The sequence below is a fragment of the Paenibacillus sp. FSL H8-0034 genome, assembly GCF_038000305.1.
Classification (GTDB): Bacteria; Bacillota; Bacilli; order Paenibacillales; family NBRC-103111; genus Paenibacillus_S.
Genome location: NZ_JBBOBS010000001.1, coordinates 7117960 through 7141230 on the forward strand (window position 1 = coordinate 7117960; position 23271 = coordinate 7141230).

Annotated in this window: 23 protein-coding genes and 1 riboswitch; of the genes, 1 reads left to right on the forward strand and 22 read right to left on the reverse strand. The window is 46.8% G+C overall.

Going from position 1 to position 23271, the window contains the following annotated elements:
- Positions 1–302 precede the first annotated feature (302 nt).
- From NST47_RS31800 to cobJ, 11 genes are all read right to left on the reverse strand, one after another.
- The gene (locus tag NST47_RS31800; protein WP_341158714.1) at positions 303–863 is read right to left on the reverse strand and encodes a nitroreductase family protein; all 561 of its coding nucleotides are present in this window, start codon (positions 861–863) and stop codon (positions 303–305) included.
- A 32-nt stretch (positions 864–895) separates the two neighbouring features.
- The gene (locus NST47_RS31805) at positions 896–2383 is read right to left on the reverse strand and encodes a cobyrinate a,c-diamide synthase (protein ID WP_341158715.1); all 1488 of its coding nucleotides are present in this window, start codon (positions 2381–2383) and stop codon (positions 896–898) included.
- A complete protein-coding gene (locus tag NST47_RS31810) occupies positions 2373–3623 on the reverse strand; it encodes a cobalt-precorrin 5A hydrolase (protein ID WP_341158716.1) in 1251 nt (416 codons plus the stop codon). The genes NST47_RS31805 and NST47_RS31810 overlap by 11 nt, the downstream gene beginning before the upstream one ends.
- Positions 3620–4402, reverse strand: a complete 783-nt coding sequence (gene cobM, locus NST47_RS31815) for a precorrin-4 C(11)-methyltransferase (RefSeq protein WP_341158717.1) — start codon at positions 4400–4402, stop codon at positions 3620–3622. The genes NST47_RS31810 and cobM overlap by 4 nt, the downstream gene beginning before the upstream one ends.
- The gene (cobI, locus tag NST47_RS31820; RefSeq protein ID WP_076233331.1) at positions 4402–5112 is read right to left on the reverse strand and encodes a precorrin-2 C(20)-methyltransferase; all 711 of its coding nucleotides are present in this window, start codon (positions 5110–5112) and stop codon (positions 4402–4404) included. Before cobI ends, cobM begins: the two co-directional genes overlap by 1 nt.
- On the reverse strand, positions 5105–6403 hold the full coding sequence (gene cbiE, locus NST47_RS31825) for a precorrin-6y C5,15-methyltransferase (decarboxylating) subunit CbiE (RefSeq protein WP_341158718.1): 1299 nt from the start codon (positions 6401–6403) through the stop codon (positions 5105–5107). The genes cobI and cbiE overlap by 8 nt, the downstream gene beginning before the upstream one ends.
- A 536-nt stretch (positions 6404–6939) precedes the next feature.
- Entirely contained in the window at positions 6940–8064 is a 1125-nt protein-coding gene (locus NST47_RS31830; RefSeq protein WP_341159800.1) for a cobalt-precorrin-5B (C(1))-methyltransferase, read from the reverse strand.
- A 14-nt stretch (positions 8065–8078) separates the two neighbouring features.
- The gene (locus NST47_RS31835; RefSeq protein WP_076233329.1) at positions 8079–8729 is read right to left on the reverse strand and encodes a precorrin-8X methylmutase; all 651 of its coding nucleotides are present in this window, start codon (positions 8727–8729) and stop codon (positions 8079–8081) included.
- A 5-nt stretch (positions 8730–8734) separates the two neighbouring features.
- On the reverse strand, positions 8735–9508 hold the full coding sequence (cobK, locus tag NST47_RS31840) for a precorrin-6A reductase (protein ID WP_341158719.1): 774 nt from the start codon (positions 9506–9508) through the stop codon (positions 8735–8737).
- 17 nt (positions 9509–9525) lie between these two features.
- The gene (locus NST47_RS31845; protein WP_341158720.1) at positions 9526–10581 is read right to left on the reverse strand and encodes a sirohydrochlorin chelatase; all 1056 of its coding nucleotides are present in this window, start codon (positions 10579–10581) and stop codon (positions 9526–9528) included.
- A 423-nt stretch (positions 10582–11004) separates the two neighbouring features.
- Positions 11005–13011 (reverse strand): precorrin-3B C(17)-methyltransferase, encoded by a 2007-nt coding sequence (gene cobJ, locus NST47_RS31850; protein ID WP_341158721.1) that lies wholly within the window; start codon positions 13009–13011, stop codon positions 11005–11007.
- A 169-nt stretch (positions 13012–13180) separates the two neighbouring features.
- Positions 13181–13395, reverse strand: a riboswitch (cobalamin riboswitch).
- A 223-nt stretch (positions 13396–13618) separates the two neighbouring features.
- Between cobJ and NST47_RS31855 the strand changes: the two genes are divergently transcribed.
- Positions 13619–13798: an anti-repressor SinI family protein gene (locus NST47_RS31855; protein ID WP_341158722.1), complete on the forward strand. Its 180-nt coding sequence runs from the start codon at positions 13619–13621 to the stop codon at positions 13796–13798.
- Positions 13799–13869: 71 nt separating this feature from the next.
- On the opposite strand, the gene NST47_RS31860 is transcribed toward NST47_RS31855, so the two are convergent.
- The 11 genes from NST47_RS31860 to NST47_RS31910 all read right to left on the reverse strand — a co-directional run bounded on the left by NST47_RS31860 (position 13870) and on the right by NST47_RS31910 (position 23266).
- Positions 13870–14208 carry a helix-turn-helix domain-containing protein gene (locus NST47_RS31860; protein WP_341158723.1) on the reverse strand — a complete coding sequence of 113 codons (339 nt, stop codon included), beginning with the start codon at positions 14206–14208 and terminating at the stop codon, positions 13870–13872.
- Between the two features lie 160 nt (positions 14209–14368).
- Entirely contained in the window at positions 14369–14782 is a 414-nt protein-coding gene (locus NST47_RS31865) for a VanZ family protein (RefSeq protein WP_341158724.1), read from the reverse strand.
- Positions 14766–15161 (reverse strand): helix-turn-helix domain-containing protein, encoded by a 396-nt coding sequence (locus NST47_RS31870; protein WP_341158725.1) that lies wholly within the window; start codon positions 15159–15161, stop codon positions 14766–14768. Before NST47_RS31870 ends, NST47_RS31865 begins: the two co-directional genes overlap by 17 nt.
- 297 nt (positions 15162–15458) lie before the next feature.
- Positions 15459–16625 carry an aminotransferase class I/II-fold pyridoxal phosphate-dependent enzyme gene (locus NST47_RS31875; RefSeq protein ID WP_341158726.1) on the reverse strand — a complete coding sequence of 389 codons (1167 nt, stop codon included), beginning with the start codon at positions 16623–16625 and terminating at the stop codon, positions 15459–15461.
- Positions 16626–16676: 51 nt separating this feature from the next.
- Positions 16677–17366 carry an HAD family hydrolase gene (locus tag NST47_RS31880; protein ID WP_341158727.1) on the reverse strand — a complete coding sequence of 230 codons (690 nt, stop codon included), beginning with the start codon at positions 17364–17366 and terminating at the stop codon, positions 16677–16679.
- Positions 17356–18345 (reverse strand): ATP-grasp domain-containing protein, encoded by a 990-nt coding sequence (locus NST47_RS31885; RefSeq protein WP_341158728.1) that lies wholly within the window; start codon positions 18343–18345, stop codon positions 17356–17358. The genes NST47_RS31880 and NST47_RS31885 overlap by 11 nt, the downstream gene beginning before the upstream one ends.
- Positions 18332–18937 (reverse strand): sugar transferase, encoded by a 606-nt coding sequence (locus tag NST47_RS31890; RefSeq protein ID WP_341158729.1) that lies wholly within the window; start codon positions 18935–18937, stop codon positions 18332–18334. The genes NST47_RS31885 and NST47_RS31890 overlap by 14 nt, the downstream gene beginning before the upstream one ends.
- An 80-nt stretch (positions 18938–19017) precedes the next feature.
- Positions 19018–20097 (reverse strand): EpsG family protein, encoded by a 1080-nt coding sequence (locus NST47_RS31895; RefSeq protein ID WP_341159801.1) that lies wholly within the window; start codon positions 20095–20097, stop codon positions 19018–19020.
- 24 nt (positions 20098–20121) lie between these two features.
- On the reverse strand, positions 20122–21006 hold the full coding sequence (locus tag NST47_RS31900; RefSeq protein WP_341158730.1) for a glycosyltransferase family 2 protein: 885 nt from the start codon (positions 21004–21006) through the stop codon (positions 20122–20124).
- A 5-nt stretch (positions 21007–21011) separates the two neighbouring features.
- Positions 21012–22127, reverse strand: coding sequence for a glycosyltransferase family 1 protein (locus tag NST47_RS31905; protein ID WP_341158731.1), 1116 nt, complete (start codon positions 22125–22127; stop codon positions 21012–21014).
- Entirely contained in the window at positions 22112–23266 is a 1155-nt protein-coding gene (locus tag NST47_RS31910; RefSeq protein ID WP_341158732.1) for a glycosyltransferase family 4 protein, read from the reverse strand. Before NST47_RS31910 ends, NST47_RS31905 begins: the two co-directional genes overlap by 16 nt.
- Positions 23267–23271: the final 5 nt, after the last annotated feature.

Below are 23271 nucleotides of genomic sequence, written 5' to 3' on the forward strand. Positions count from 1 at the left end.
GCAACGCCTCCAATACTCCCCCAGACCACCCACTGCTTTTTCATATTCATTACGCTTCCTTTCTGGATAAAATTGTAAAATTGTTGCTAAGCAAATAAGCGTTGAGGTAGTGTGCCCATGAAAGGGAGTGGCAGCAAGCGAAGGAACGGACTCGTTACTACCATCTAACATCAGGAAATTAGGCAGCTTACCCCATTCAGTGTAAGCCACCCCTAGCCTGGTATCACCGCTTTTAAGCATACATTTTCATCAGAATCGTTTTGTCGTACAGACGTTTAATTATTCCCTGACTTAGACAAAGCTTATTGTATAAATGTCGTCTTATCCCGATGAGGTGTTCTTGCAGTTGCTGCAGGCTCATCAATCGGATATCCAATAAACACAGTACCGATAACCTTTTTATTTGCAGGTGAGCCGATAAACTCATGCATCCGTTCGTCATGGACCAGACCTATCCCACGAGTACGCCATACCAAACCAAGTCCCAGCTCCCCTGCGGCAAGCCACATGGAATGAATGGCGCAGGCTGTGGCATATTCATTATCCTTGGATGATGCAGGATCATTCGGGATCACATCAGACGTAACTACAATGACGAGCGGGGTTGCGGTAAGCACCTTCAATGACTCTTCAACAAGCTTCGGCTTGGTCGGGAACCGCTCCTCCAAATAGGAAAGTGCCAGCGCCTCATAACGCTGTTTGGCTTCGCCTCGGATCACATAAAAGTGCCAAGGCTCGCGCAGTCTGTCGTTAGGCGCTAAGGCCGCAGCTTCGAGCAGGGCATCGATTTTCTCATCTTCGACTTCAATGGGTTGAACATTTCGGGTTGCGCGCCGCTTGCGCAGCAGTTCCATAACAGACATGATTCGTGATTCCCCTCTCGTTGGATTGTGCTTTAATGTTCTTTAAGTTGCTTATACTGCTTGCATTGTTCTACCCACCGCTTTGCCAAAGCTGGCTCGGATGCAAAATGAATGTGTGTATATCCGGCGATCAAATTTCCCTGCTCGTTCAGATAGCCTTCCGGCTTGGTCCCACGCAGTCCCTTCGTTACATACGCATGACGCAACGCCAGCTCTGGTTGGGGAACTGACTCTTTCATATTCTGTGACTGGCTGTCATGAGACTGTGCGTCAGTCTGTATAGCTGCCGCCACTTCGGGTTGAAACGTTGAATAATGAAACTCATGGCCTTTGGCCTTATCCGCAGCTCCCAGCAGGAAGTTGCCTTCAGTACCGGTAATTTCCCGATAACCAAGCGCAGCGAGCTTCTTTTGCATGCGGACGGTACCAGGAATCAGTCCCAGCATCGGATAGGTTTGATCATTCGTATTCGCTATCGAATCCGTCAAATACATGAACCCTCCGCATTCTGCCAGCGTAGGCAGCCCACCGGAGATCGCTTCGCGAATCGACTGACGTACGGGCTCGGCTTCATCCGCAGCCAGCTTGTCGGCAAACTCCTCGGGAAAACCGCCTCCAAGATACAGACCATGCACATCCGCGGGAAGCGGCTCACCAGCAAGTGGGGAGAAATAGATGCACTTGGCTCCATTTGCTTCCAGCAGCTCGATATTTTCCTGATAATAAAAGTTAAAGGCCGCATCTTTGGCAACAGCAATCGTAACCTGCGGCTGCGGCAGGCTATCTGCTGGCATAAATATCCGCGGGCTATCCTCTGAGAGCTCAACTTCCGGAGATTCCGCCAGCTCCCAGATGCGCTGAACATCGACGGTACTTGAGATTAAAGTGGATAAGCCGTCAAAAAACGGCTGCAGCTCTCCTCTTTCTATAGAAGGAACGAGACCCAGATGACGCTCCGGCATCGAGAGTTGATCGTCGCGCAGCACATACCCAAGCACCGGAATGCCACATTCCTGCTCAATCGCCTCACTCACAAGCCGGTGATGATTAGTGCTGCCTACTCTATTGGCGATCACACCAACAATTCGTGCGCGCGGCTCCATACACTGAAAGCCTTTAACGATCGCAGCAGCACTGCGCGCCATGCTCTGGCAATTCACGACCAAGAGAACAGGTGCATCCAGCAGCATACTGATTTCGGCGGTGCTGCCTTCGTTGTTTTTCGGGTTTTTACCATCGTAGAAGCCCATAACCCCTTCAATGATCGAAATATCGGCGTCATGGCTGGCTCTTGTATAAATTTCCTTAACAGTATCATGAGACAGCATATAGCTGTCGAGATTACGTGAGCTGCGTCCGGTTACAGCGGTATGAAACGTAGGATCGATATAATCAGGTCCACATTTAAAGCCCTGGACTTGATGACCGAGATTACGAAGAGCTGCCATCAAGCCGATGGTTAGTGTAGTTTTGCCGACACCGCTTCCGGTTCCGGCAATTACGATTTTTCTATCGGCCATCGGCTTGTACCCCGGCTTGATTGTTGTTCACTGCCGATGATGCTGGTGTGGACGCCTCTTTTGAAGCATCTGATGCATTAACCCCAGCGGCCTCCTGTGCTGAATTCTCAGCCAGCTTCACAAAATCGATGAGACCGACAGAAATTGTCACGTTGCCGGACTTCTTCTTGGTCAGAACAAGCTTGGATGCTCCTGAATACAGCTTCGCTGCAGGCTCGCTGACGCCATATGCGCCCGTAAACCGATGTACGGTATCGGAGGGCGCCTCGATATGTACTTCGTTTAATTGCTCTGGGGTGTAGGTCACGAGCGGCCAGCTGTACTTGTGAGTGACAGCAAGCAAGCCTTCCTCATCCTTTTTCAGATCAATCGTGCAGATGGCCTTGACGCTCTTGATCGAGAACTGCAATTCGGCCAAGGTTTCGGTGATCACGGCCTCAATTTCCTCTGCAGCTGTGCCGCGGTTGCAGCCGATGCCAAGTGCAAGCACCTTTGGACGATACAACACACCATTGGTTAGTATTGTTTCTTCAGTCGCAGACAGTACACGATGCGTAACAACAAGCGCAGCCTGTGGCTGTGCGGCCAGTGCAGCCTCGACAGACGCATACTCGCGTATGGTCGCAGGCAGAGGAGAATCATGCAGCCACCAGCCCGGCTCCCCGGACTCCTGCACGACGGCAACCTGCTCCTCGTTAACGACCGATGCGCTGACCGGAGTCAGCTTCGCTGCGGATTCCCACACCCAGCCGAAGCGGCGGCCGAACAGATCGACGGCTATCGTTTTTTGCACATCGGAAGCAGTTGTAATAACAGCTCTGGCACCGATAGCCGCAGCTACCTCGCGGGTCAGCTCATTCGCGCCGCCCAAATGGCCGGACAGCATGCTGATTACGTGCTCCCCTTTATCATCGATGACGACGATTCCGGGATCGGATTTCTTATCAACCAGCAAGGGGGCTATCATTCGCACCACAGCACCCAGGGAAATGATCGTGATGATGCCTTTATAGGCTGGAAATAAAGCAGGGAACAGCATTCTTACACTGCCCTCGAACAGCTGAATACCGAGCTCCGCTTCGTCGCCGCGCGCAAACTTGGACATATAATACAAATCTGAATGAGAAAATGATTGCTGCAGCTTGCGGGCAAGCTCGACGCCGTGCTTCGTAATAGCTACAATCGCATAATCGCCATTTTGCTCAATTTGTGGAAATTGACCCTCGACTAAGCTGATCATGAGGGCTTCACTCCTCTGCGGAAACGATGCGTGAATTCCTTGTCATACAGCTTGGAGCGATACTCTTCATTGCTATGAATATCCGGGTCCAGCGCCCAGCCTGCCAAAATCATTGCATGCGAACGAATCCCATTCGCACGCATGTCCTGCTCCAGATTGGCGATTGTCGTACGCACGATGAGCTGATCTGGCCAAGTGGCACGCTGCACAACCGCAACAGGCGTATCCTCGCTCCAGCCTGCTTCCAGCAGATCACCGACAACTTTTTTGACCAGTGTGGCACTAAGGAATAAGGCAAGCGTGCAGTGATGGGCCGCCAGGTCCTTCAGCTTTTCCAGCTCAGGTACAGGTGTCCGGCCTTCCGCACGGGTTAGAATCAGAGTCTGCGTCAGCTCAGGGATCGTCAGCTCGGCACCAATCGCAGCGGCTGAGGCGAATACAGAGCTGACACCGGGAATGACCTCGTAGCCGACGCCTGCCTTTTTGAGCAGCGCAATCTGCTCCATAATGGCACCAAACACGGCCGGGTCACCAGTATGTACACGGGCAACCATTTTACCCTGACGTACGCGGTCCACCATGATATCGACCATTTCCTTAAGGTCCATACCCGCGCTTTTCAAAATCTCCGCTTCCGGCTTCGCCTTGGCAATCAGGTCCTCATTAACCAACGAATCTGTATAAAGTACAACATCGGCCTCCTGCAGCAAACGTAAGCCTTTAACCGTAATCAAGTCTGGATCGCCGGGACCGGCTCCAATAATATAGATTTTATCCATTATTTTCTCACCACCATTAATGTTAAGTATTCCAGCTCACGGCCTTCCAGCACGCGAATATCCCGCCAAATCATTTCTTCCGAGGAGGTTACTTTTGTCAGCACGGATGCCTTATCAACCAAACCAAGATCACCGAGCACACGCAGCATCAGATCAATCACCTTAGCCACCTTGATAAATACGATACAATCATGGGATTCGATTGCATACCGCATTTTATCGTAGTCATCCGTAGCCGGAACAATCGCGATTTTCTCATCACCATCCGCCATCGGCAGCCCCAGTCTTGAGGCTGATGCATTCACAGAGGAGATGCCCGGAATCGATACGATCTTCACCTCAGGGTGTCGCTCCGCCATTAACCTCATCAAATGAATAAATGTACTGTAAATCATCGGATCGCCCTCAGTGACAAAAGCAACATCCTTGCCCTGCTCCAAATGCTGCCATACCGCATCCACCGTTTTATTCCATTGCAGCTCCAAAGCATCGCGGTCTCTCGTCATTGGAAAGATCAATGGAACCATAATTTTCTCTTCCGTGTTGACATAAAGCTCTGTAATCGCTAAGGCGTAGCTCTTGGCTCCCCGCTTTTTGCGTGGATATGCGATAACCGGGGATTCCTTCAGAAGCCGGAAAGCCTTTACCGTAATCAGCTCCGGGTCACCGGGCCCAACACCCAAGCCATACAAAATACCTAAGTTACTCAACTGCCTTCGTCTCCTTTACTGCTGCACTCTCCGGCTCTTGATGCCGGGCCGTTATAATATAAACAGGGTTAAGTCCCTCAAATCGGGTCATATCCAAAATCGGCTTGCTCCGCGAAATTTGTGCCAAAGTAATATTCGTAGCAAAGCCTTCCTCGGCAAATGTTCGGTTAGCCTCATATAAATTTTCAATCGTTACCGCATTAAGCACGATTCTGCCGCCAGACCGAAGTCGTGTGCAGCACACATGCAGCAGCTTTTTCATTTCACCGCCGCTGCCACCTATGAACACCGCATCAGGGTCGGCAAAAGTCTCCAAGCCTTGTGGTGCGCGCCCCTGAATGGCTGTTATATCGGCGCGGAAACGCGTCATATTTTCCAAGCAGTTGGCGAGATCGGCTTCATTCTTTTCAATTGCATACACCGCGCCTTGTCTGGCAATGCGTGCTGCTTCAATCGCTACCGAACCGGTACACGTTCCAATATCCCAGACAATGCTGTCAGACCGAAGTCCCATCTGGGCAAGACTCAGAACCCGGATTTCCTTCTTGGTGATCAGACCCTTATCCGGCTTGCGCTGAGCAAACAGCTCATCGTCAATACCAAACGGCCACTGAGGCAAATCTGCACTGGAAACACCTGGTCTTTGACGCAAAATAACGACATTGAGTGGCGAAAAAGCTTCCGCTGCCTGCTCAGCCAATTCCTGCAGCTCATACCAGCCCGTACGTTCGCTCGGTCCGTCCAGATTCTCCGCGACAAACACACGATATTCGGTCATACCAAAAGCGAGCAAATAGCGGGCAATCTCCTGCGGGCTGTTCGTTTCATCCGTGAGCAGCGCTACCTTTTTCTTCCCGTCGATGCGTTGGGCCAACCCCTTTATGCTCCGACCGTGAACACTCACAACCTCGGCATCCTGCCAGCTCTCCCCCATTCGTGCAAAAGCAAGCTGGATCGAGCTCAGATTCGGATACACCTCAACCGCCAGCTTGGAGCTCAGATAGCCGCCAATCCCGTAAAAAAGCGGATCACCGGAGGCCAGTACCACGACACTGCGTCCCTGCTCCGACTCTGCCTTCAAGCGGGCTGCCAGTTCGCTCAAACCACCTTTAATAATCAACTGCTCTCCCTGATGACCAGGGAAAAATTGCAGCTGACGCTCACCACCGACCAGCAGCTCACTGCTGTCGATCCAATCTGCATACAGGGGCAGCAGGCTATCCCTTCCGTTATCGCCTATGCCGATCACTTTGGGCTTCGTTATTTGTACATGCGGTTGTTGTCCGCTCATGGTTTAGTCTCCTTAAAGCGTTCCAATGGAACGCTAACTTCGTAAGCATAGTCTTAAAGCGTTGCTTCAGCAACGCTGACTTCTTTAAGTACGGATGAATACGTCCCGCTTCGCGGGCGGATCATTCCTCCGATCGCTGTTGTCTCCAGATTTCTTGATGGTATAAGACATTTAGCGGTAGAAATCCTGAGACAAAGGCGAACGCTTCGCTTCTACAGAACGATTCCGCCCACTCCGCTATTTATTCATCGGACTTTAGAGCGTTCCAGAGGAACGCCAAGATCGCTAAGACCGCTAATTTCGTTAGCATAGTCTTAAATCACTTCGTAACCATAATCTTATGGAAAACGCATGTTCTTTCTATTTTTAAAAACCCGGTGAATACAGAGCGGAGTGACCGTGGTGTTCTGGAGAAGCGTCAGCGTTCACCTTTGTTCCCGAATTTTAACCATTACCTGTCTTATACAATCAGAAAAATTCGGGAACAACAGTGATCGGAAGAATACTTCGGTCGCGCAGCGGCACTTTTCACCTTTTCATCTGTCCTCCGCACCTATTCTCCGGGCACTTCCCAGCAGTACAGCCTTCATCGAAATAATTACGGTATCCAGCTCCATACCGCCCCCCACTTCTTTCAAGCCCATGTCACAGCAATAGCTGCTCAATAGCTCAAAAAAACCAGGGTATCCCCATTCCTGCATCCAATCTCCAACCAAAGCAGCCGTGTTCGCTCCCCGAATCAATTCTGCCTGCTCCTCCGTGGCTCCGGCCTCCAGAGCAACCTTGGCGAGAAAACCAAAATCTATCGGCGCGCTTTTGCTATGCACCATCATCACACCCTGCGCAATTTTGGAAAATTTACCCATCATTCCAACCATCGTTACGCGCTTGATGCCTTGTCGCTTGCAATGCAATAGGGCAAATCCGACAAAGTCACCCATTTCCACAAAAGCTTCCTCAGACAGCTCAGGATACATATCAATGCCGTATTTCTCCGTTCGTCCACCTGTAGATAGCACGATGTGCTCACAGCCGCATTTGACAGCGACCCGAATAGCCTGAGCCACACTTGCTTTATAGGCGGCTGTAGAAAAAGGTACCACCGTCCCCCGCGTACCGAGGATAGAGATACCACCGAGGATGCCAAGCCTGCCGTTCAAAGTCTTTTTGGCGATTTCCTCGCCGTCCGGGACTGATATAACGACTCGTACTCCGCGGTCCAGCTCGAACTGTTTCAGCACATCGTTTGCTGCCTGACGAATCATTTTGCGCGGAACCGGGTTGATAGCCGCCTCTCCAACCTCAACGGGTAAACCCGGCTTCGTAACGCGTCCGACTCCAATACCGCCATCAAGCTCAATACCGCTCTCATCCCGCCACGTAACCTCAGCAATAATCCGCGCGCCATGAGTCGCATCCGGGTCATCCCCGCCATCCTTGATCACCTCGGTTTCCGCCCGCTCTAACGTAAATTCGCAGCGTACTATCGTGAATGTCACATCTTGACCGATTGGCAAATGAATCGTAGCTTCCGTCTGCTCGTCCTGCGTGATTAGCGCCGTTAAAGCAGCCTTGGTCGCCGCCGCCGCGTTAGAGCCTGTCGTATACCCATGGCGCAGTGGCTTGGCTTCTTGTGCTTCCTTGCTCCCGGACTTGTCCATCGCCATAGTGTGACCTATCCCAGCCGTTCAGCCATCAGCGAGATCGCATTCACCGTTGCCACCGCTACCGGACTGCCGCCTTTACGCCCAATATTCGTAATAAACGGAATATCCAGCTTCGCCAATTCTTCCTTCGATTCCGCAGCCGATACGAAGCCGACCGGAACGCCTACGATAAGACCCGGCTTAGCAGCACCCTCTTTGACAAGTCGAATAAGCTCCAGCAGTGCCGTAGGTGCATTCCCAATTGCATAGATGGCACCCTCCGCTTCAAGAATCGCCTTACGGATCGAAATGATCGCGCGTGTCGTATTCAAGCGCTTCGCTTCCTCCATCACATCAGGATCAGAAATATACACACGCACGTCACCGCCAAATTTGGCAATTCTCGGCTTGCTAATGCCAACCTGTACCATTTGTACGTCGGCAACGACAGGTCTTCCTTCGCGAATAGCCTTAATACCCGCTGTAATAGCGTCTCTATGGAAAACAAGACTGCGACCCAGCTCAAAATCCGCAGAGGCATGAATAACACGCTGCACAACAGGATACTGCTCCTCGGTAAAAGGATGCTCGCCAAGCTCCTCCGTGATCATTTCAAAGCTGCGTTCCTCAATCTCCTGCGGCTGCACTGTCAATGGTTTAAATTCCGTTTTAAAATCCATCCTGCTTACTCCCCCTTCAATAATTCGTTCAGCTTCTTGATCACATCTTCAAAATCACTGAAATGCACCCCGTACTCCACCTCTGGCCGCCCAATCATGATCGTTTCGATACCAAGATCCAGCGCTGATTCCAGCTTCTCATCGACAGCTCCAACCTTGCCACTCTCCTTGGTAATCATCAATGTGACTTTATAGTGCTCATATAGGGCCGTATTTAAAGCTTTGGAAAAAGGGCCCTGCATCGCGACAATGTTCTTTTGCAGCAATCCAAGCTCTTCACACTTCTCCATATTATCTCGACGGGGAAGCATACGCGCTACCAAGGTCGTATTCGGCTCATTCAACAATCGTTTGGCAAAAATATGCAGTGTCTTGCTGCCCGTTGTCAGCATAATGACACCCTGCTTGGCCGCGGCCATCTCGGCTGCCTGCTCGTAGTCGTCAGCATAGGTAATGAGCGGATTGCCATCAAAAGTAAGCCGATCCCGTTCATAGCGAATATAAGGCACGTCCGCTTCGCGGGCAGCGGTGATTGCGTTCTTCGAGGCTTCCTCGGCAAAAGGATGCGTGGCATCTACAATCGTACGAATACCGCGCTCCTTGACTAATGCAGCTAACTGCTCGGCAGTTAACCGACCTACCATCACAGGCAGACCGGCATTCTCCATCGATTGCGCAGCACTGTCTGTTACAACAGTAGTAAGCAGGTCATAACCCGTCTGCTGAATGGAAACAGCAAGCTCTCTTGCGTCGCTGGTTCCGGCCATAACTAATATCATCGTTACGCCTCCTTCTATTAGGATGATGCAACCGTCTTGTTGTTGACAGGCTGTTTATCGCGATCATGCTCTTCGTCATGCGAATGATCGTGGCGGTGATGATCGTCATGGTCGTGGTCATGATGATCATGCCCATCTGCATGTTTATGTTCGTGAGTATGTTCATGATCGTGCCCATGATGATCATCGTGGCCGTGGTCGTGGTGATCGTGTCCATGATGATGATCATCATGATCATGGTGGTGGTGATCGATATGCTCCATCGCGGCGATCCGGTACTGACACATATCACAGTTCATTTTGGCTTCGCCCTGCAAAGCTTCTGTTGCACGTTCTATCAAAATTTGCCGCAGCTTCGGATGAAATCCAAAGTAATCAGCCAGTGAAAATTGATGCTCGGGGTAGCGTTCTTCAAAGGTTTCCAGCATGCTCTCCATCCGTTTGATCAGAACGCCCGTGAATAAAAAGTAGGGAAGTATGATGACCTTACGGGCGCCGAGCTTCAAACATCGTTCCATTCCCTCTTCCAGCAAAGGAGCCGTTACACCAATGAACGCCGTTTCTACCCATTTTACTTTCAGCTTTTCCCAAAATAACCGGGATATTTTGAACAGATCGCTGTTAGCGTCAGCATCGCTGCTGCCTCGTCCCACGACCAATATGGCCGTTTCTTCCAGCTCCTGTCCTTGCTCCTGCAAGGTAGCTTCCGTTATTCCGGCTGCTCCCAGTCGTGATGTGAGAATGTCCAATACCTGCTCATGCACACCTATCGGCCTGCCATAATTGAAACGGATTGACGGGTGACGCAGCTTGGCCTCATCGATAGCTGCAGGAATATGAATCTTGGCATGTCCAGCAGAAAATAAAGTAATGGGCACCACAGCGATCTGCGTCGCACCCTTGGCTACACATTGATCAATTCCCTGACGAATGTTCGGCTTCTCGAACTCCAAAAAGCACGTTTCAACGAGCGGCCCTTGAAGCTCCTTCGCAATCGCGCCAACAAATTGTCTGATTTCTTCATTACCCTCGGCATCCTTACTACCATGCCCTACAAATAATACAGCGTTCATGGGTTACCTCCTCATAGTTTTCCGAAGGAAAACTGTATCATAAGCTCAACTATGTTTTCCTAATCAAAAACTGACTTCATAAACGTAAGCTTCATATCACTTAGAAAAACTATTTTTGAATGCCTTAACAGCATCGTACAAAGGCGGATGTTAGCAAAACTTATTATTATAGAAGCATCTCTCTCAAAATAAGCAGCTGATCCGATATAAAACATCATAACAGCAGCGTCTTTCATACGAAAAGTAACGGGTACGATATAAAACATCGTTAGAACTAAACAAATCGAACAATTTGGATGAAATCGTTCACCTTACGATGTTTTTCATCGTTACAACTGCCTGCAGCTTCGAATCATTCGGCCATACGATGTTTTGCATCATTACAAGCATCATATTCGTATGGCCTATCCATGCTAAAAGCTCCTAATCTCCGCAAATCGCATTTTCTATAGTAAAGACAGGCAAATCTTGATGACGGTAGCCTTCAAGCTCCTTGACTCTTTTAAAAAACTTATGGAATCTTTCATTCGGATGACCTTCGGTTACGTATCGATGCATAATATTTTCAATCGTGGTGACCAAATCCTCAGGCTTAATCCCTTCAGCAACCGGCTGAGCCGGGTGAACGTTACGACCTACGGTTTTACCGCCCAGGAACAAGTCGAACTTCTCCCTGCGGTAGACGATTCCGATGTCCTCGTTGACGGCACCATAGCAGGCCATTCCGCAGCCATTGAAACCGATTCGCATTTCCTTGGGAACGCCCAGCCCACCGAGCTTCGCCTGCAGCTCCTCCGCATAAGGAATAGACTCGCCCTTCTCGCCATTGCAAAAATCGCAAGCCTTTACCTGTGCGACATCGCCGATCGGAGCCAGCAATAATCCTTCCTTGCTAAGCTTATCCGTAATCTCTGCCGGATTATCTGTAGGCACACGCAAGATCAGTTGATGATGTGGCGTATATTCCATCGATCCCTTGTCGCCGACAACGGCTGCCAAAGTCAGCATCTGCTTCGCCGTGAACTGCTTGTTGGCCACGCCTGGGCTGACGGCAAGCTCAAAGATCGATTGCTGCCTGAACAAACCTGCTGTGACCGCAGCAGGTGCTGCAGATCGTGCCGGTTCAGCAGTTGATGCAGTCACCACAGATGGTGCCGCCAACGTGTTGACTGCTGCCACTCCATTCCTTCGATCCACAAGCTGCAGCGCCTCCATGGCCAGCAGCAGTGGATCTGCACTGACGTGGCGTTCTGCTACTGCTACAGCACTCGGCTCAACAGCAGTGGACACACCTACTATCGTTGCCCTTCCAAACGGTCCTTCGTTGTGCAACAAAGCAGGTTTACCTGAAGTCGCTTTTCCCAATACACCCTCACTGGAAGCCAGCTTCGGTGTATCTGTTGTTCCCGGTCTTGGCGATGCGGAGCTCGCTAACAGGGTATCTGGCTGGCGGATTGCCGCTGATGTCGACCCAACGTTCGGGATGCGCTCATCCTCCTCGTCATCCCATTCCTCATCGTCTATATCCTCAATCAGGGAGTCTCCTTCTGCTTCGGATTCCCATTCCTCATCATCGTATTCGTCATTCGCTTCCTCGGGCAGCTGCTCCAGCGCCCAAGGCTCTGCTTCCTGCCGCAGCCGCTGATGCGGCCGCAGTGGCTGCACGTCGGCGCCGAGCGTGTACTTGCGTTGGTAGCCGCGAGGCGTAATCATCAATCCGTCATAGACCATTGTTGACGAATTGCCGATAATGACCGTAGTCAGCATGCCGATATCGTGATCCAGCATATCCCGCAGGTTCGTTAGTACAATATGCTGACGATCCCGATACGCGCTTTTCACAATGCCAACTGGTGTTTCCGGTGAACGATACTTCAGCAGAATCCGCTGCGTCTCCACAATTTGCCGAGTCCGTCTGCCACTTCGCGGATTGTACAAGGCGATTACGAAGTCCGCCTGTCCAGCCGCTTCAACCCGCCGCTCAATCAGTTCCCAAGGCGTCAAATGGTCGCTAAGACTGATCGTGCAGGAATCATGCATAATCGGTGCGCCCAGCAGGGATGCCGATGAGTTAATCGCCGAAATACCGGGAATAATCTCAACCTCCACGCCGTCCTCCGGGTGCCAGCCCTTTTCCATCAGTACTTCGTACACCAGACCCGCCATTCCGTATACACCAGCGTCACCGCTCGAAATGACCGCAACCTTTTTCCCTGCTTCCGCCTGCCGCACCGCCTCTTGAGCACGGCTCACTTCCTCAGTCATACCCGTTCTTACAATTTGCTGATCGCTCAGCAAACCGCTGATTAAGTCTACATAGGTGTTGTAACCGATGATTACATCGCTCTCCTGGAGCGCTTCACGAGCCCGTTTCGTTATATGTTCAAAGCTGCCGGGTCCAAAACCGACAATCAGCAATTTCCCTGCCACAAGCTGCACATCCTTTCCCTATCCACATCCATAAAATGACAACAAAAAAAGCACTTCCAATGTGTTAGAAATGCTGTTGCATCACATACATACATCGACAACAGGCTCTCTGCCCTTTACCTCTGTAAGTAAGCCAGTCTCTAACACTTGCCTAAATCCACGTAGGTTAACAGTGTTGTTTAAACAGGCAGGTTTCCTGACTCAGAACATCGTGCCCGACTCCTTCCCAAAGCACTAATGCTGCTTCAGTGGATACATCTTTCAGGCATTTGCCAATCTCGATTAGCGTTCTTTACAGTGGCGGGTCCGTGCCGGATTTGAACCGGCTTCCCTTTTAAGCGAATGAGATTTCTCAGCACTCGCACCTATTCTATCACGTATACAATTGTCTGGTTTCATCATATCACCCGTAAGGAAGCTTTGTCTATGTTCGAAGTTCGCCCCATACGGTAACCTAACCGTTCTTGCTTCTTCAAAAATGTTAAATATGATACATTTTGTATAAAAACTAATAATCATGATTGATTTCGCAAAATAAACATGCAATAATACATTTAATGATACATATTGTATCCAACCGCATTCATTTATTTAGGAGGGGTTACCTGTGAGTAGCACGAACCGAGTGGAGCTTGAGTTGCTTGATCTGGAGTGGGTGGAGCTTATTATGAGTGCTCGTAAGATGGGGCTTAATCCGTGCGACATTCGCGCATTCCTGTCAGGCCCCGAGCAACCTGTGCCGCATCTGGATATGAACACTGAAAATGATCAATATGTTCTCAAGTGAAATACAAGACGAGTGGTTATGTTTAACGCAGGGGGCTAACTTATAAAGTGTCTGATACAGAGCTTGCTCAGCTAGTCATCGTTAGGACGGTTCATTACCCACTTGTTGTACTCCAGATACTCACGAAACCGCTTCTTGTCCACCCCTGATGACATCGCGTCTTTAATAATGTCATACCACTCCTGATCAAATTCATTGTCATTAGCGGTCGGTTCCTCGGAATCAATAAGTCTGTTTACCGTCACGTTTAATACAGCCGCAATTTTTTCGAGAAACTCAATGGAAGGATTTTTCTGAATATCACGTTCTAATTTACTTATATACGATTTAGCAACGCCTGCACGTTCGGCCAGCTCCGTCAGAGACATTCCCTTTTCTTTTCTAAACTGCTGGACACGTTTACCTATCATTCTGAATCTTCCCTCTTCACTTGATGAATTGAGATAACTTAGTGACTACAGTATATCAAAATTCTCTTTAAAGAACAAACTCGTTTTTCCAACGAGCCAATCGTATTTTGTACAAAAAGCCCCAGAAGGGGCTCTTTGTCGTGCAACTGTACAAACGCAATTATCGTCGTCTCTTCAAATAAACAAAAATCAATAGAAATAAACACGCTGACAATGAATCAAGGAGGACATCTTGTGCTAAAGGAGTCCGGTCAGGTACAAAGGATTGATGCCATTCATCCAGTACAGCGATCAGAGTGGCACCAAACCACGCGTAACCGATTGCATGCTGTCTGATGACTATATATAGCAATACACCTAGTAGTCCATAGGTCAGAATATGCGCAGATTTGCGTACGATTACATTCATTGCATATGCATGATTTTCAGTCATACCCGTTATACGCCGAATGATCACCATCGTGTGTTCTCCGGTAAATATCTGAAAAACAGCTAGCCAATAAATAACACCCAAAGAGACCACCAATACGATCCACCAAAGCCAGGGCTGTATCCTTCTACTTGTTTTTGTCATTGTGCCATTTCATAAACTCAATAATGATTTTGTATTCATGAATCTGTTCTTTATTAATACCTGATTTTCTCAAATCATAAATAAAATCCATCCACTCTTTTTCAATTTGCTTTTTTTCCGCATCACCTGTAATAAGTAACAGCCTCTTGAGGTCAACCTTTAAAACCGAGGCTATTTTTTCCATAACATGAATGGATGGATTTTGTTGAAGATTTCTTTCGATACAGCTCAAATAGGATTTGGATACACCAGCTCTCTCTGAAAGCTCAGACAACGTATACCCTCTTTGTTTCCGAATAGCAGAGATATTGTTACCGATCATGTACATCACTCCAAAGTGACACTTTTGGCAAGATTTAAGATTTGATTCAGCCATCATTGCTACCCATCAGAACGTAGAGTCCCTTCGAACCACCTCCTCCCCTATTCACACTGTAGCTTTAAACTGAATACACCCGTATAATAGTACATAAATATAGAACAAGGGGGTCATGTTATGTACTCACTTACGACGGTATTACTGAAAAAGGCGACATTTACTTACCATAAGGTTTTGTATACGTACAATTTTATCCTCTACAGGGATTGTCTTGACTCGAAAATGAAAAATCAATTTTATATGAAGCTTCGGCATCATGCTCAAAAAATCAATTAACGGTTCGGATCACGAGCTTGTTCAGGCGATAATGCTTGCTTTTTTTACAAAGCACCTTTTAATACAATCCACCACCCTCTCCTGCTCACTTTCGGTCATTCCAGACCCTGAGGGAAGGCATATTCCTTTTTTAAATAACTGCTCGGAAACGATTCGACTCTCGCTGTGAGGGTAAAGCCTGACCCCCGCAAAAAGAGGCTGCAGATGAAGCGGCTTCCAAACAGGACGAGCTTCAATATTCTCCAAGGCTAACGCTTCCAGCAATTCATTCAGAGACACACCGGCTTCTTTCTCATCAACCGTTAAAATGGTCAGCCAACGATTCGAACGGGTATTCGTCAGCTCAGGAATAAAGCCTGCTCCTGGCAGACGAGATAACTCTTGCTCGTAACGTTTGAAAATAGTTCTTTTTGCTTGAACCCTCTCCTCAAGCACTCCAAGCTGAGCTCTCCCAATCCCCGCCAACACATTGCTCATTCGATAGTTATACCCGGTCTGGCTATGCTGGTAATGGACAGCCTGATCACGCGCCTGGGTTGCCAAAAAACGTGCCTGCTTTAATCTCTCCACATCATTGGAAACCAGCATGCCTCCTCCTGAAGTCGTAATGATTTTATTCCCGTTGAACGAATAGATCCCATAGGTGCCGATAGATCCACTTGCACGCCCTTTATACGTCGAACCAAGAGATTCTGCTGCGTCCTCGACGACCGGGATCTGATAGAAATTGCATAACGCCATAATTTCGTCCATTTTGGCACATTGACCATATAAATGAACGACGATAACAGCCTTCGGCATTTTTCCCTTTCGAGCTGCATCTCGCAATGCGTTTTCTAACGCTTGAGGTGACATATTCCAGGTATCAGGCTCGGAATCAATAAATACGGGCGTCGCTCCCAAATACAAGATCGGGTTGGCGCTAGCTACGAATGTAAGACTTGAACAAAAAACCGTATCACCGGCTTTTACATCCAATAAGCGAAGACTCAAGTGTATGGCAGCCGTACCCGAAATAACGGCAGCGGCATCGTCGGTCCCGACATAAGCGGCAAGCTCCTTCTCAAAACCGTCGACGTTCGGTCCAAGTGGTGCAATCCAATTGGTCTCAAAGGCTTCCTGGATATAGGTCTGCTCATTCCCGCTCATATGCGGAGGGGAAAGATAAATTCTGGGTTCATTATGCATACACATTCAACCTTTCTGTAGTTAATTAAGAACAAGAAAATCCAAGTGGTATTAAACAAACATATGCTGCAGCATTGGTAGATCAGATAGTTTTCTTAAATCATCGATTATATAATGTGCCATATATTCCGGTTCAACGGTGACTCCTGCATATACCCCTTCTTTTCGATCGATATAGATTGTTGTCCAACCCAGCCGTTTGGCAGTTATAAAATCTTTTTGCACATTATCCCCGATATAAACGCATTGATCATGCGGAAGCTGTAATTCACGACTTGCTTGTTCATAGGCTACTTGACTTGGTTTCCAGCATTCCTTTCCCCATTTATCGGTAAGAATAACGGAGTGACATTTCTCGCGGAGCTTAAGTGCATGGACCTTTTTTTCCTGGGCAACCAAATATCCATCTGAAATCAAGCCAATTTTGACGACGTTGTTTACATGCTCAAAAACCCATTTTGCATCGTCCAGCAGATGAATATTCGGATCATGGGAGCGATAATAATTCACTATACTCGTAATCAAATGATCATCTATCTTCATATTTAGTTTCTTCAGCGTTTTATTAAAGACGAATTTTTTTTCACCTGAGTGAAATACCTCTAATGCTGTTTCATAAAAACCAGAGACTTGAAAATCTCTCTTCATCCAATCATCAATCGCTTTAAAACCGCTTTTCACATAATCCTTTTCTTCGTATAAGGTGTCGTCCATATCAAAAACCATCGCATTAATAGCCATGACGAATACTTTCGGTAAACACGGCCTCATCGTATCTAAGCATCGTGAGATTTTCACGCCAGTTATAATCACCTTCAGAGAAGGTCTCACCGCTACACATTTGGACGACCCATAACGGAAAATTAGCACCTGCTTCTATGGAAAGTGGAATACCTCCACCGAAACGGGGATTGATTTCGATGAACGTAATCTCTCCATTTTCTTTTTTAAAGCATTGTAAAGTAATACATCCCACCGCTCCAGGCAAGACCTTGACTACATGTTGTACTGCGGCAATAATTTCATGATCCTTCTTAGTAACCCCTTTACTAACTTCTCCCGCTCTCGTTTCTAAGCGCAGCCTTGGCACGACTGTTCTAATATTCCCATTAAAATCGACCATCACATCAACCGTATACTCTTCTCCAACCACATACTCCTGAACCATAGCATTAGGAATGTAGTCTTTAAAAAAATACAACTCTTTTTCATTATTGATTTTCACTACCCCCTTGCTTGAACTTCCGTCAAAGGGTTTGATCAATAAAGGAAATTCATACTGCTTTTTATGTAATTCATCTTCGCTATACACCTTCGGGGTAGAAATATGTTTATCTTGGAAAAACTTGTATGTTTTCGTTTTATCACTTGCAATTTCGTTTAATTCCTTACTTGAAACTAATAATTTGACTCCAATTTCTTCAAAAACATGTCGATTCTCCGAAAAGATAACCAATTCGGTGTCGATGAGCGGAATAATAATATCCACATCGCCCAATTGACATATACGAAGTAGTTCCATTATGTAATTATGATCCGTTACTCTTGGGACAATAAAATGGGTATCACTTATAAAAGCAGTGGGAGCGGTTGCTCTAAGGTCCGCTGTCATGATTTTACCGTTAATTTTCTTTTGAACGAACAATTCCTTAAAGTCCCTCAACAGCGACATTCTTCTGCCGGAGCTAGTAAACAAGATATTGATTTTATTGTCTAGCATTTTTCATACTCCCTTCAAAAATAGGCATCGTTGCATGATTACCGTTTTGTATCCCATCCGATTTCAGCACTTTAAACACGGTTAAGATTAAAATTTTGAAATCAAGCAGCAGGCTTTGATTTTCAACATACCAAACATCGAGCTTAAACTTCTCTTCCCAGGATATTTGATTCCTTCCATTAACTTGAGCCCATCCGGTCATTCCCGGCTTTACACTGTGCCTTTTGCCTTGTTCCTCCGTATATAAGGACAAATAATCCATCAACAAGGGTCTCGGTCCGACTAAACTCAGATCACCTTTTATAACGTTAACTAGCTGCATTAATTCATCCAGGCTGTATTTTCTGAGAAATTGTCCAAAAGGAGTCAGTCTGACATCATCGGGTAAAAGATTCCCTTCCTCATCCCTCGCGTCCGTCATGGTTCTAAATTTATATAAATAAAAAGGTTTGCCGTGCAATCCCGGACGCTGCTGTTTAAACAATACCGGGGATCCTAGTTTCGATCTAACCAGCCCCGCAAGTACAATAATAAAAAAAGACGCAAATATTACTAATGAAATAGAAATCAACAAATCAATGAGTCGCTTCATCATTATCATGCTCCTGATCATTTCAGCTAAAAACCTTGGCGATCATACGGTCAAGCTTCCATGCAAAATAGTTTGACTTTTTAAAAATTCAAATAGTCACTTCTGTAAACAATATTTAACGTAATCACTTGCTCGTAAAAAAAATAAACCAAATAGCATAAGATAATCGCGTAATAAATAAGCTTTTGATGTTTCTTGGTAAATAAATGTACAATCCATGAAATTAATATTAAATTGTACAGTCCAAAATAGATCGTAAATCTAGCAAAAATCCAGTTTTGCGTTGCTATTACCATAAAGACCAAACTCAGTATCGACATATTGACAACATAGTCGCTATAGGGGAATATCTCCCTTAGTTTGTCTCTTCCCAGGTAAGCGAATAGAATGGGTACCGCTTCAACAGCAACCCTGATTATGTTTGCTCCCCCTTCATTGAAGTTTTTGTAACTCCCATATTGGGTATCCTGTAGAGCTGAAAACATAGCATCGGAAATTTGATTGTATCCAATAACAAGTAAGATGGCTAAAGATAGAAGCAGGAACGTAGCGGAAGTCCAGGCTTTCCTTCTAACAATAAAGTAAATCGGAATGAGAATGAGTGCACTCAGGTGAAAGGTTGAAGCGAACAAAACGATTAAAAAGTACTTTTTCCAGCTTCCATCAAATATATATTTGGTTGCGGCAAAAATGATCGCTCCCGCAAGAAATTGCCTGATCCCGTTCATCGAAACTGTATATAGTCCCGATGTAATAAACACATATAGGCTCAATTCAAATAATCTTGAATATTTATATAAAACACTTACGATGAGCACATTTGTAATTAATGCGGTTGTAAATACCAATACTTGTGGGTCACTAAAGTAGTTTTTCAGAACCATTTGAAAGATGCCAAAACCAATATCTTTATCGGTGATAATGTAGTCCCACGTAAATTCATTAATCACATAAGTATGCATATAAAAAAATGTATCCCCGATGTTTTTTCGAAGCCCGGATACAGTAACGAATATTATTACGACTAAAAAGGCCATATATTTATTAGGCTTTATCATTACGGGAGCAAGCCCATACCCATCCGTCACAGGTCTAGCCATATATCTTGATAAAAAAGAAAAAATGTAAACCATTGCAAGGCTCACCCAAATTATGGTCATTTTTTTACTTTTCCTTTCGATCACTTAGGACGTTCTTGTTTTTCTAACAATGTAGTAATAGAACATAATCCCAAGCGGGATCGCAAGCAGCGTCAATAACTTGCAAGGCGTCTCACTCATGAACCTGCGGTTTTTTGAAATCAGACTGCTTGATACATAATGAATCGATTGTCTAAATTTAAATAATAGACCGGCAAAGGGGTGCTTCATAAGCTCCCTCCGATAGAAAGCAAAACCTCTAGGATTCCGCAAATACTGGCTTAACATGTTCATCGACGAGCCATCCGGTAAATAATCAACGCAGCAGATGACCTCATTCATAAGCAGCATTTCGTATTGCTGGTCCAGCATATAATATTTATATGCCAGGCCTACGTACTTCTCATTATTGAATAGAGGGTATGGGTACTGCTTAGTCAGTTCAGTCCGATAAACCAGCTTCTTGTCACCCGTAACATGCTGTCGGTTATTGAGGTCAAACAGTGTGGAACACTTCAGATGGTCCGGCAGCCTGGAGCCAATAATTCGTCCGTCCGTATACGAGTCAAGGCCGATCAAACCGCTCACTTTATCACTTCCATGCTGATCCCAGAAGCGGAGTATTTTCTCAACCGCGTCGTCGGGCATGTAATCATCCGAGTCAATACATACATTCAACTCGGTATCGATAAGCTCATACGCTGTGTTATGGGCTCCATGCATACCTTGGTTATGCTGCCAATGATACCGAATTTGCACAGCCTTCTCGCTCATCCAGCTCTCTACCAGTTCCTTTGTATGATCAGTAGAGCCATCATCTATAATGAGCCAGGTAAAATCTGGTATGGTTTGACGTTTAAGACTCTCATAACAAATATGCAGGCAGTAGGCTCTATTATAAGTGGGAGTAAATACAGTTAGCTTGTTCAACCGGCTCACCTCGAAACTGTTGAGTAAAAGTTTTCCGCCCATTGTGCGGTGTTTTTGATATCGTATCCTTTGCTGGACAAGAAATAAGCGGATAAGTTTCGCGGTGCTTGGCTGGATTGTGTAATCAAGGATTTAATCTTGGACACCCAAGCCATTTTGTCGCTCAAGGGTAAATAATCGACCAATTCAATTCCCGTATCCACCTCCGGTGTAATAGACTCCGAGATGAAACAAGGCAAGCCTGCTGCTTGAGCTTCTATGAGTGTAACGGGTAATCCTTCGTGCCAGGATGGAAATACAAACACATCAAACGCTTGAAGCAATCGGTTAATATCGCCTCTTATCCCGAGAAATAAAACACTGTTCCTTAAATTCAGATCCCTTATTTTTTTTTCAATTTCAAACCGCAGCGGACCGTCTCCTGCTAATACCAATACTGATTCCGGTCTTTCTTTATTCAGCTGAGCAAAGATATCGATAAGAAATGAATGATTCTTCTGATGCGCAAATCGACCTACATGGCCAACAACAAAATGATCTTCGGTGAGCGAAAGCTCCTGTCTGACCTGTTCTCTGGTTTCTAATGAAAAGGCAAACTGTTCACTTTCGATGCCATTCATGACGATCATCGTTTTCTCTTCCTGATCCGCGAATAGCCATCTGGCGGCTTTCTTCGAGCATGCCACTCTATGGGTAGCGCTGTGTCCGATATATCTCCCTGCATACCACTTATAGGCTTTGACTGCAGCATTGCCTTCACTACTGGTATTGTGGCTGTGAGCGATCCTCGTAGGTACATTCCCTTCCTTAGCAACTCTTAGCACGAAGCCCGTCATTTTGTCCATGTGCGAATGTACAATTGTATACTCCTGATGTGTTGCAAAAAATTGCTTTAAAGCTTTGATGTAGCCGAAATGACCCACCTCATTAACATAGGGAATTCGATGGATCACTCCTCCCATCTCCACGATTTCCGCATCAAAAACGCCCTCTTTGCAGGTTAGAAAATCAAACTGGAACTTCGAGCGGTCCATATTACGGTACAGGTTCATAATCAGGGTTTCAGCACCACCCCGGTTCATATTGACCACTACGTGTAGAACCCTTATTGGGTAGCCCACTTCACACTCTCCCTTCCGCCCATAAAATCGGTATAAATACTGCACTTCTCATTCAATACCTCGTGAATTGCATACGTTTGCTCCATCATCTCACGTCCTGATCGGCCAAGCTGAAGTCTCAGATCCTGATCCCGGACGAGCAGCTTTATTTTATCGGCCAATCCCTGACTGTCATTCTGCTCCAGAATCCAACCGTTCTTATGATTGCTGACTAGTTCGCGGTGCCCTCTATTGTCACAAGCTATAATAGGAAGGCCGCTGGCCATCGCTTCCATAATGTTAACTGGCAAGCCTTCACGAATGCTTGAAGCTACGGCAATATCACACATCGGCAGTATTTGATCGACATCATTACGATACCCGAGAAAATCAACCTTGTCTGACACGCCAAGCCGCTTGGCCAAATCGCTGCATTTGGCTTGTAAAACGCCCTCTCCCGCCAGCAGCAGCCTTGCATTCGGACATTCGTCCTTGATCATGGCCAATGCTTCGATCAGTAGCTGCTGGTTCTTATTCTTATTGAACTCAGCCGCATAAAACATCAAGAAATCGTCCGGCTGGTAACCAAACTTCAGCCTTATTTCCTGCTTATGTATATCATCCAGCGGTTGAAAACGTTCTGTATTAACGCCAACACCATGCACATGCTCAATCCTTTGTGCTTTGAACCCACGTTTAACCGCCAGCGCATAATCTTCCTCATTAATCGTAATCAGGCAGTCTGTAAAGTGAGAGAGAATTTTCTCAATAGGGTAATACACGAGCCAATTCAACAGCGGAGCTCCCTGGCAAAAATGAAACCCGTGGGCGGTGTAAATGACCTTGGTTCCATGTTTCCTTGCTTCTCGCGCAGCCAACCGAGCCAGCATTCCACCCATAGGAGTGTGGCAATGAACAATTTCATAGTTCTCTCGATTCATAATCGTTTTAAGCTCATGGTAGGCCTTCAGGTTGTTCCATTGGAGTGGCGACCTTTGGATCGGCAGGCTGATCTTCCTGTCCACGTATGGAAGCTCTGTATTTCCATTCGCCGCCACATGAACTTCCCAGCCTTGCTCCTTGAACCATCTTATAAAAGGCAGATGGAACGCTTTAAAGTGAACATCAACGGTAGCGCAAAACAACACCTTCTTGGACATGTTCC

Coding starts and splice junctions, on each gene's coding strand:
- NST47_RS31800 (WP_341158714.1), bottom strand. CDS start 863: ATGTCTGTTATGGAACTGCTGCGCAAGCGGCGCGCAACCCGAAATGTT.
- NST47_RS31805 (WP_341158715.1), bottom strand. CDS start 2,383: ATGGCCGATAGAAAAATCGTAATTGCCGGAACCGGAAGCGGTGTCGGC.
- NST47_RS31810 (WP_341158716.1), bottom strand. CDS start 3,623: ATGATCAGCTTAGTCGAGGGTCAATTTCCACAAATTGAGCAAAATGGC.
- cobM (WP_341158717.1), bottom strand. CDS start 4,402: ATGGATAAAATCTATATTATTGGAGCCGGTCCCGGCGATCCAGACTTG.
- cbiE (WP_341158718.1), bottom strand. CDS start 6,403: ATGAGCGGACAACAACCGCATGTACAAATAACGAAGCCCAAAGTGATC.
- NST47_RS31830 (WP_341159800.1), bottom strand. CDS start 8,064: ATGGACAAGTCCGGGAGCAAGGAAGCACAAGAAGCCAAGCCACTGCGC.
- NST47_RS31835 (WP_076233329.1), bottom strand. CDS start 8,729: ATGGATTTTAAAACGGAATTTAAACCATTGACAGTGCAGCCGCAGGAG.
- cobK (WP_341158719.1), bottom strand. CDS start 9,508: ATGATATTAGTTATGGCCGGAACCAGCGACGCAAGAGAGCTTGCTGTT.
- NST47_RS31845 (WP_341158720.1), bottom strand. CDS start 10,581: ATGAACGCTGTATTATTTGTAGGGCATGGTAGTAAGGATGCCGAGGGT.
- NST47_RS31860 (WP_341158723.1), bottom strand. CDS start 14,208: ATGATAGGTAAACGTGTCCAGCAGTTTAGAAAAGAAAAGGGAATGTCT.
- NST47_RS31865 (WP_341158724.1), bottom strand. CDS start 14,782: ATGACAAAAACAAGTAGAAGGATACAGCCCTGGCTTTGGTGGATCGTA.
- NST47_RS31870 (WP_341158725.1), bottom strand. CDS start 15,161: ATGATGGCTGAATCAAATCTTAAATCTTGCCAAAAGTGTCACTTTGGA.
- NST47_RS31875 (WP_341158726.1), bottom strand. CDS start 16,625: ATGCATAATGAACCCAGAATTTATCTTTCCCCTCCGCATATGAGCGGG.
- NST47_RS31880 (WP_341158727.1), bottom strand. CDS start 17,366: ATGGCTATTAATGCGATGGTTTTTGATATGGACGACACCTTATACGAA.
- NST47_RS31885 (WP_341158728.1), bottom strand. CDS start 18,345: ATGCTAGACAATAAAATCAATATCTTGTTTACTAGCTCCGGCAGAAGA.
- NST47_RS31890 (WP_341158729.1), bottom strand. CDS start 18,937: ATGAAGCGACTCATTGATTTGTTGATTTCTATTTCATTAGTAATATTT.
- NST47_RS31895 (WP_341159801.1), bottom strand. CDS start 20,097: ATGACCATAATTTGGGTGAGCCTTGCAATGGTTTACATTTTTTCTTTT.
- NST47_RS31910 (WP_341158732.1), bottom strand. CDS start 23,266: ATGTCCAAGAAGGTGTTGTTTTGCGCTACCGTTGATGTTCACTTTAAA.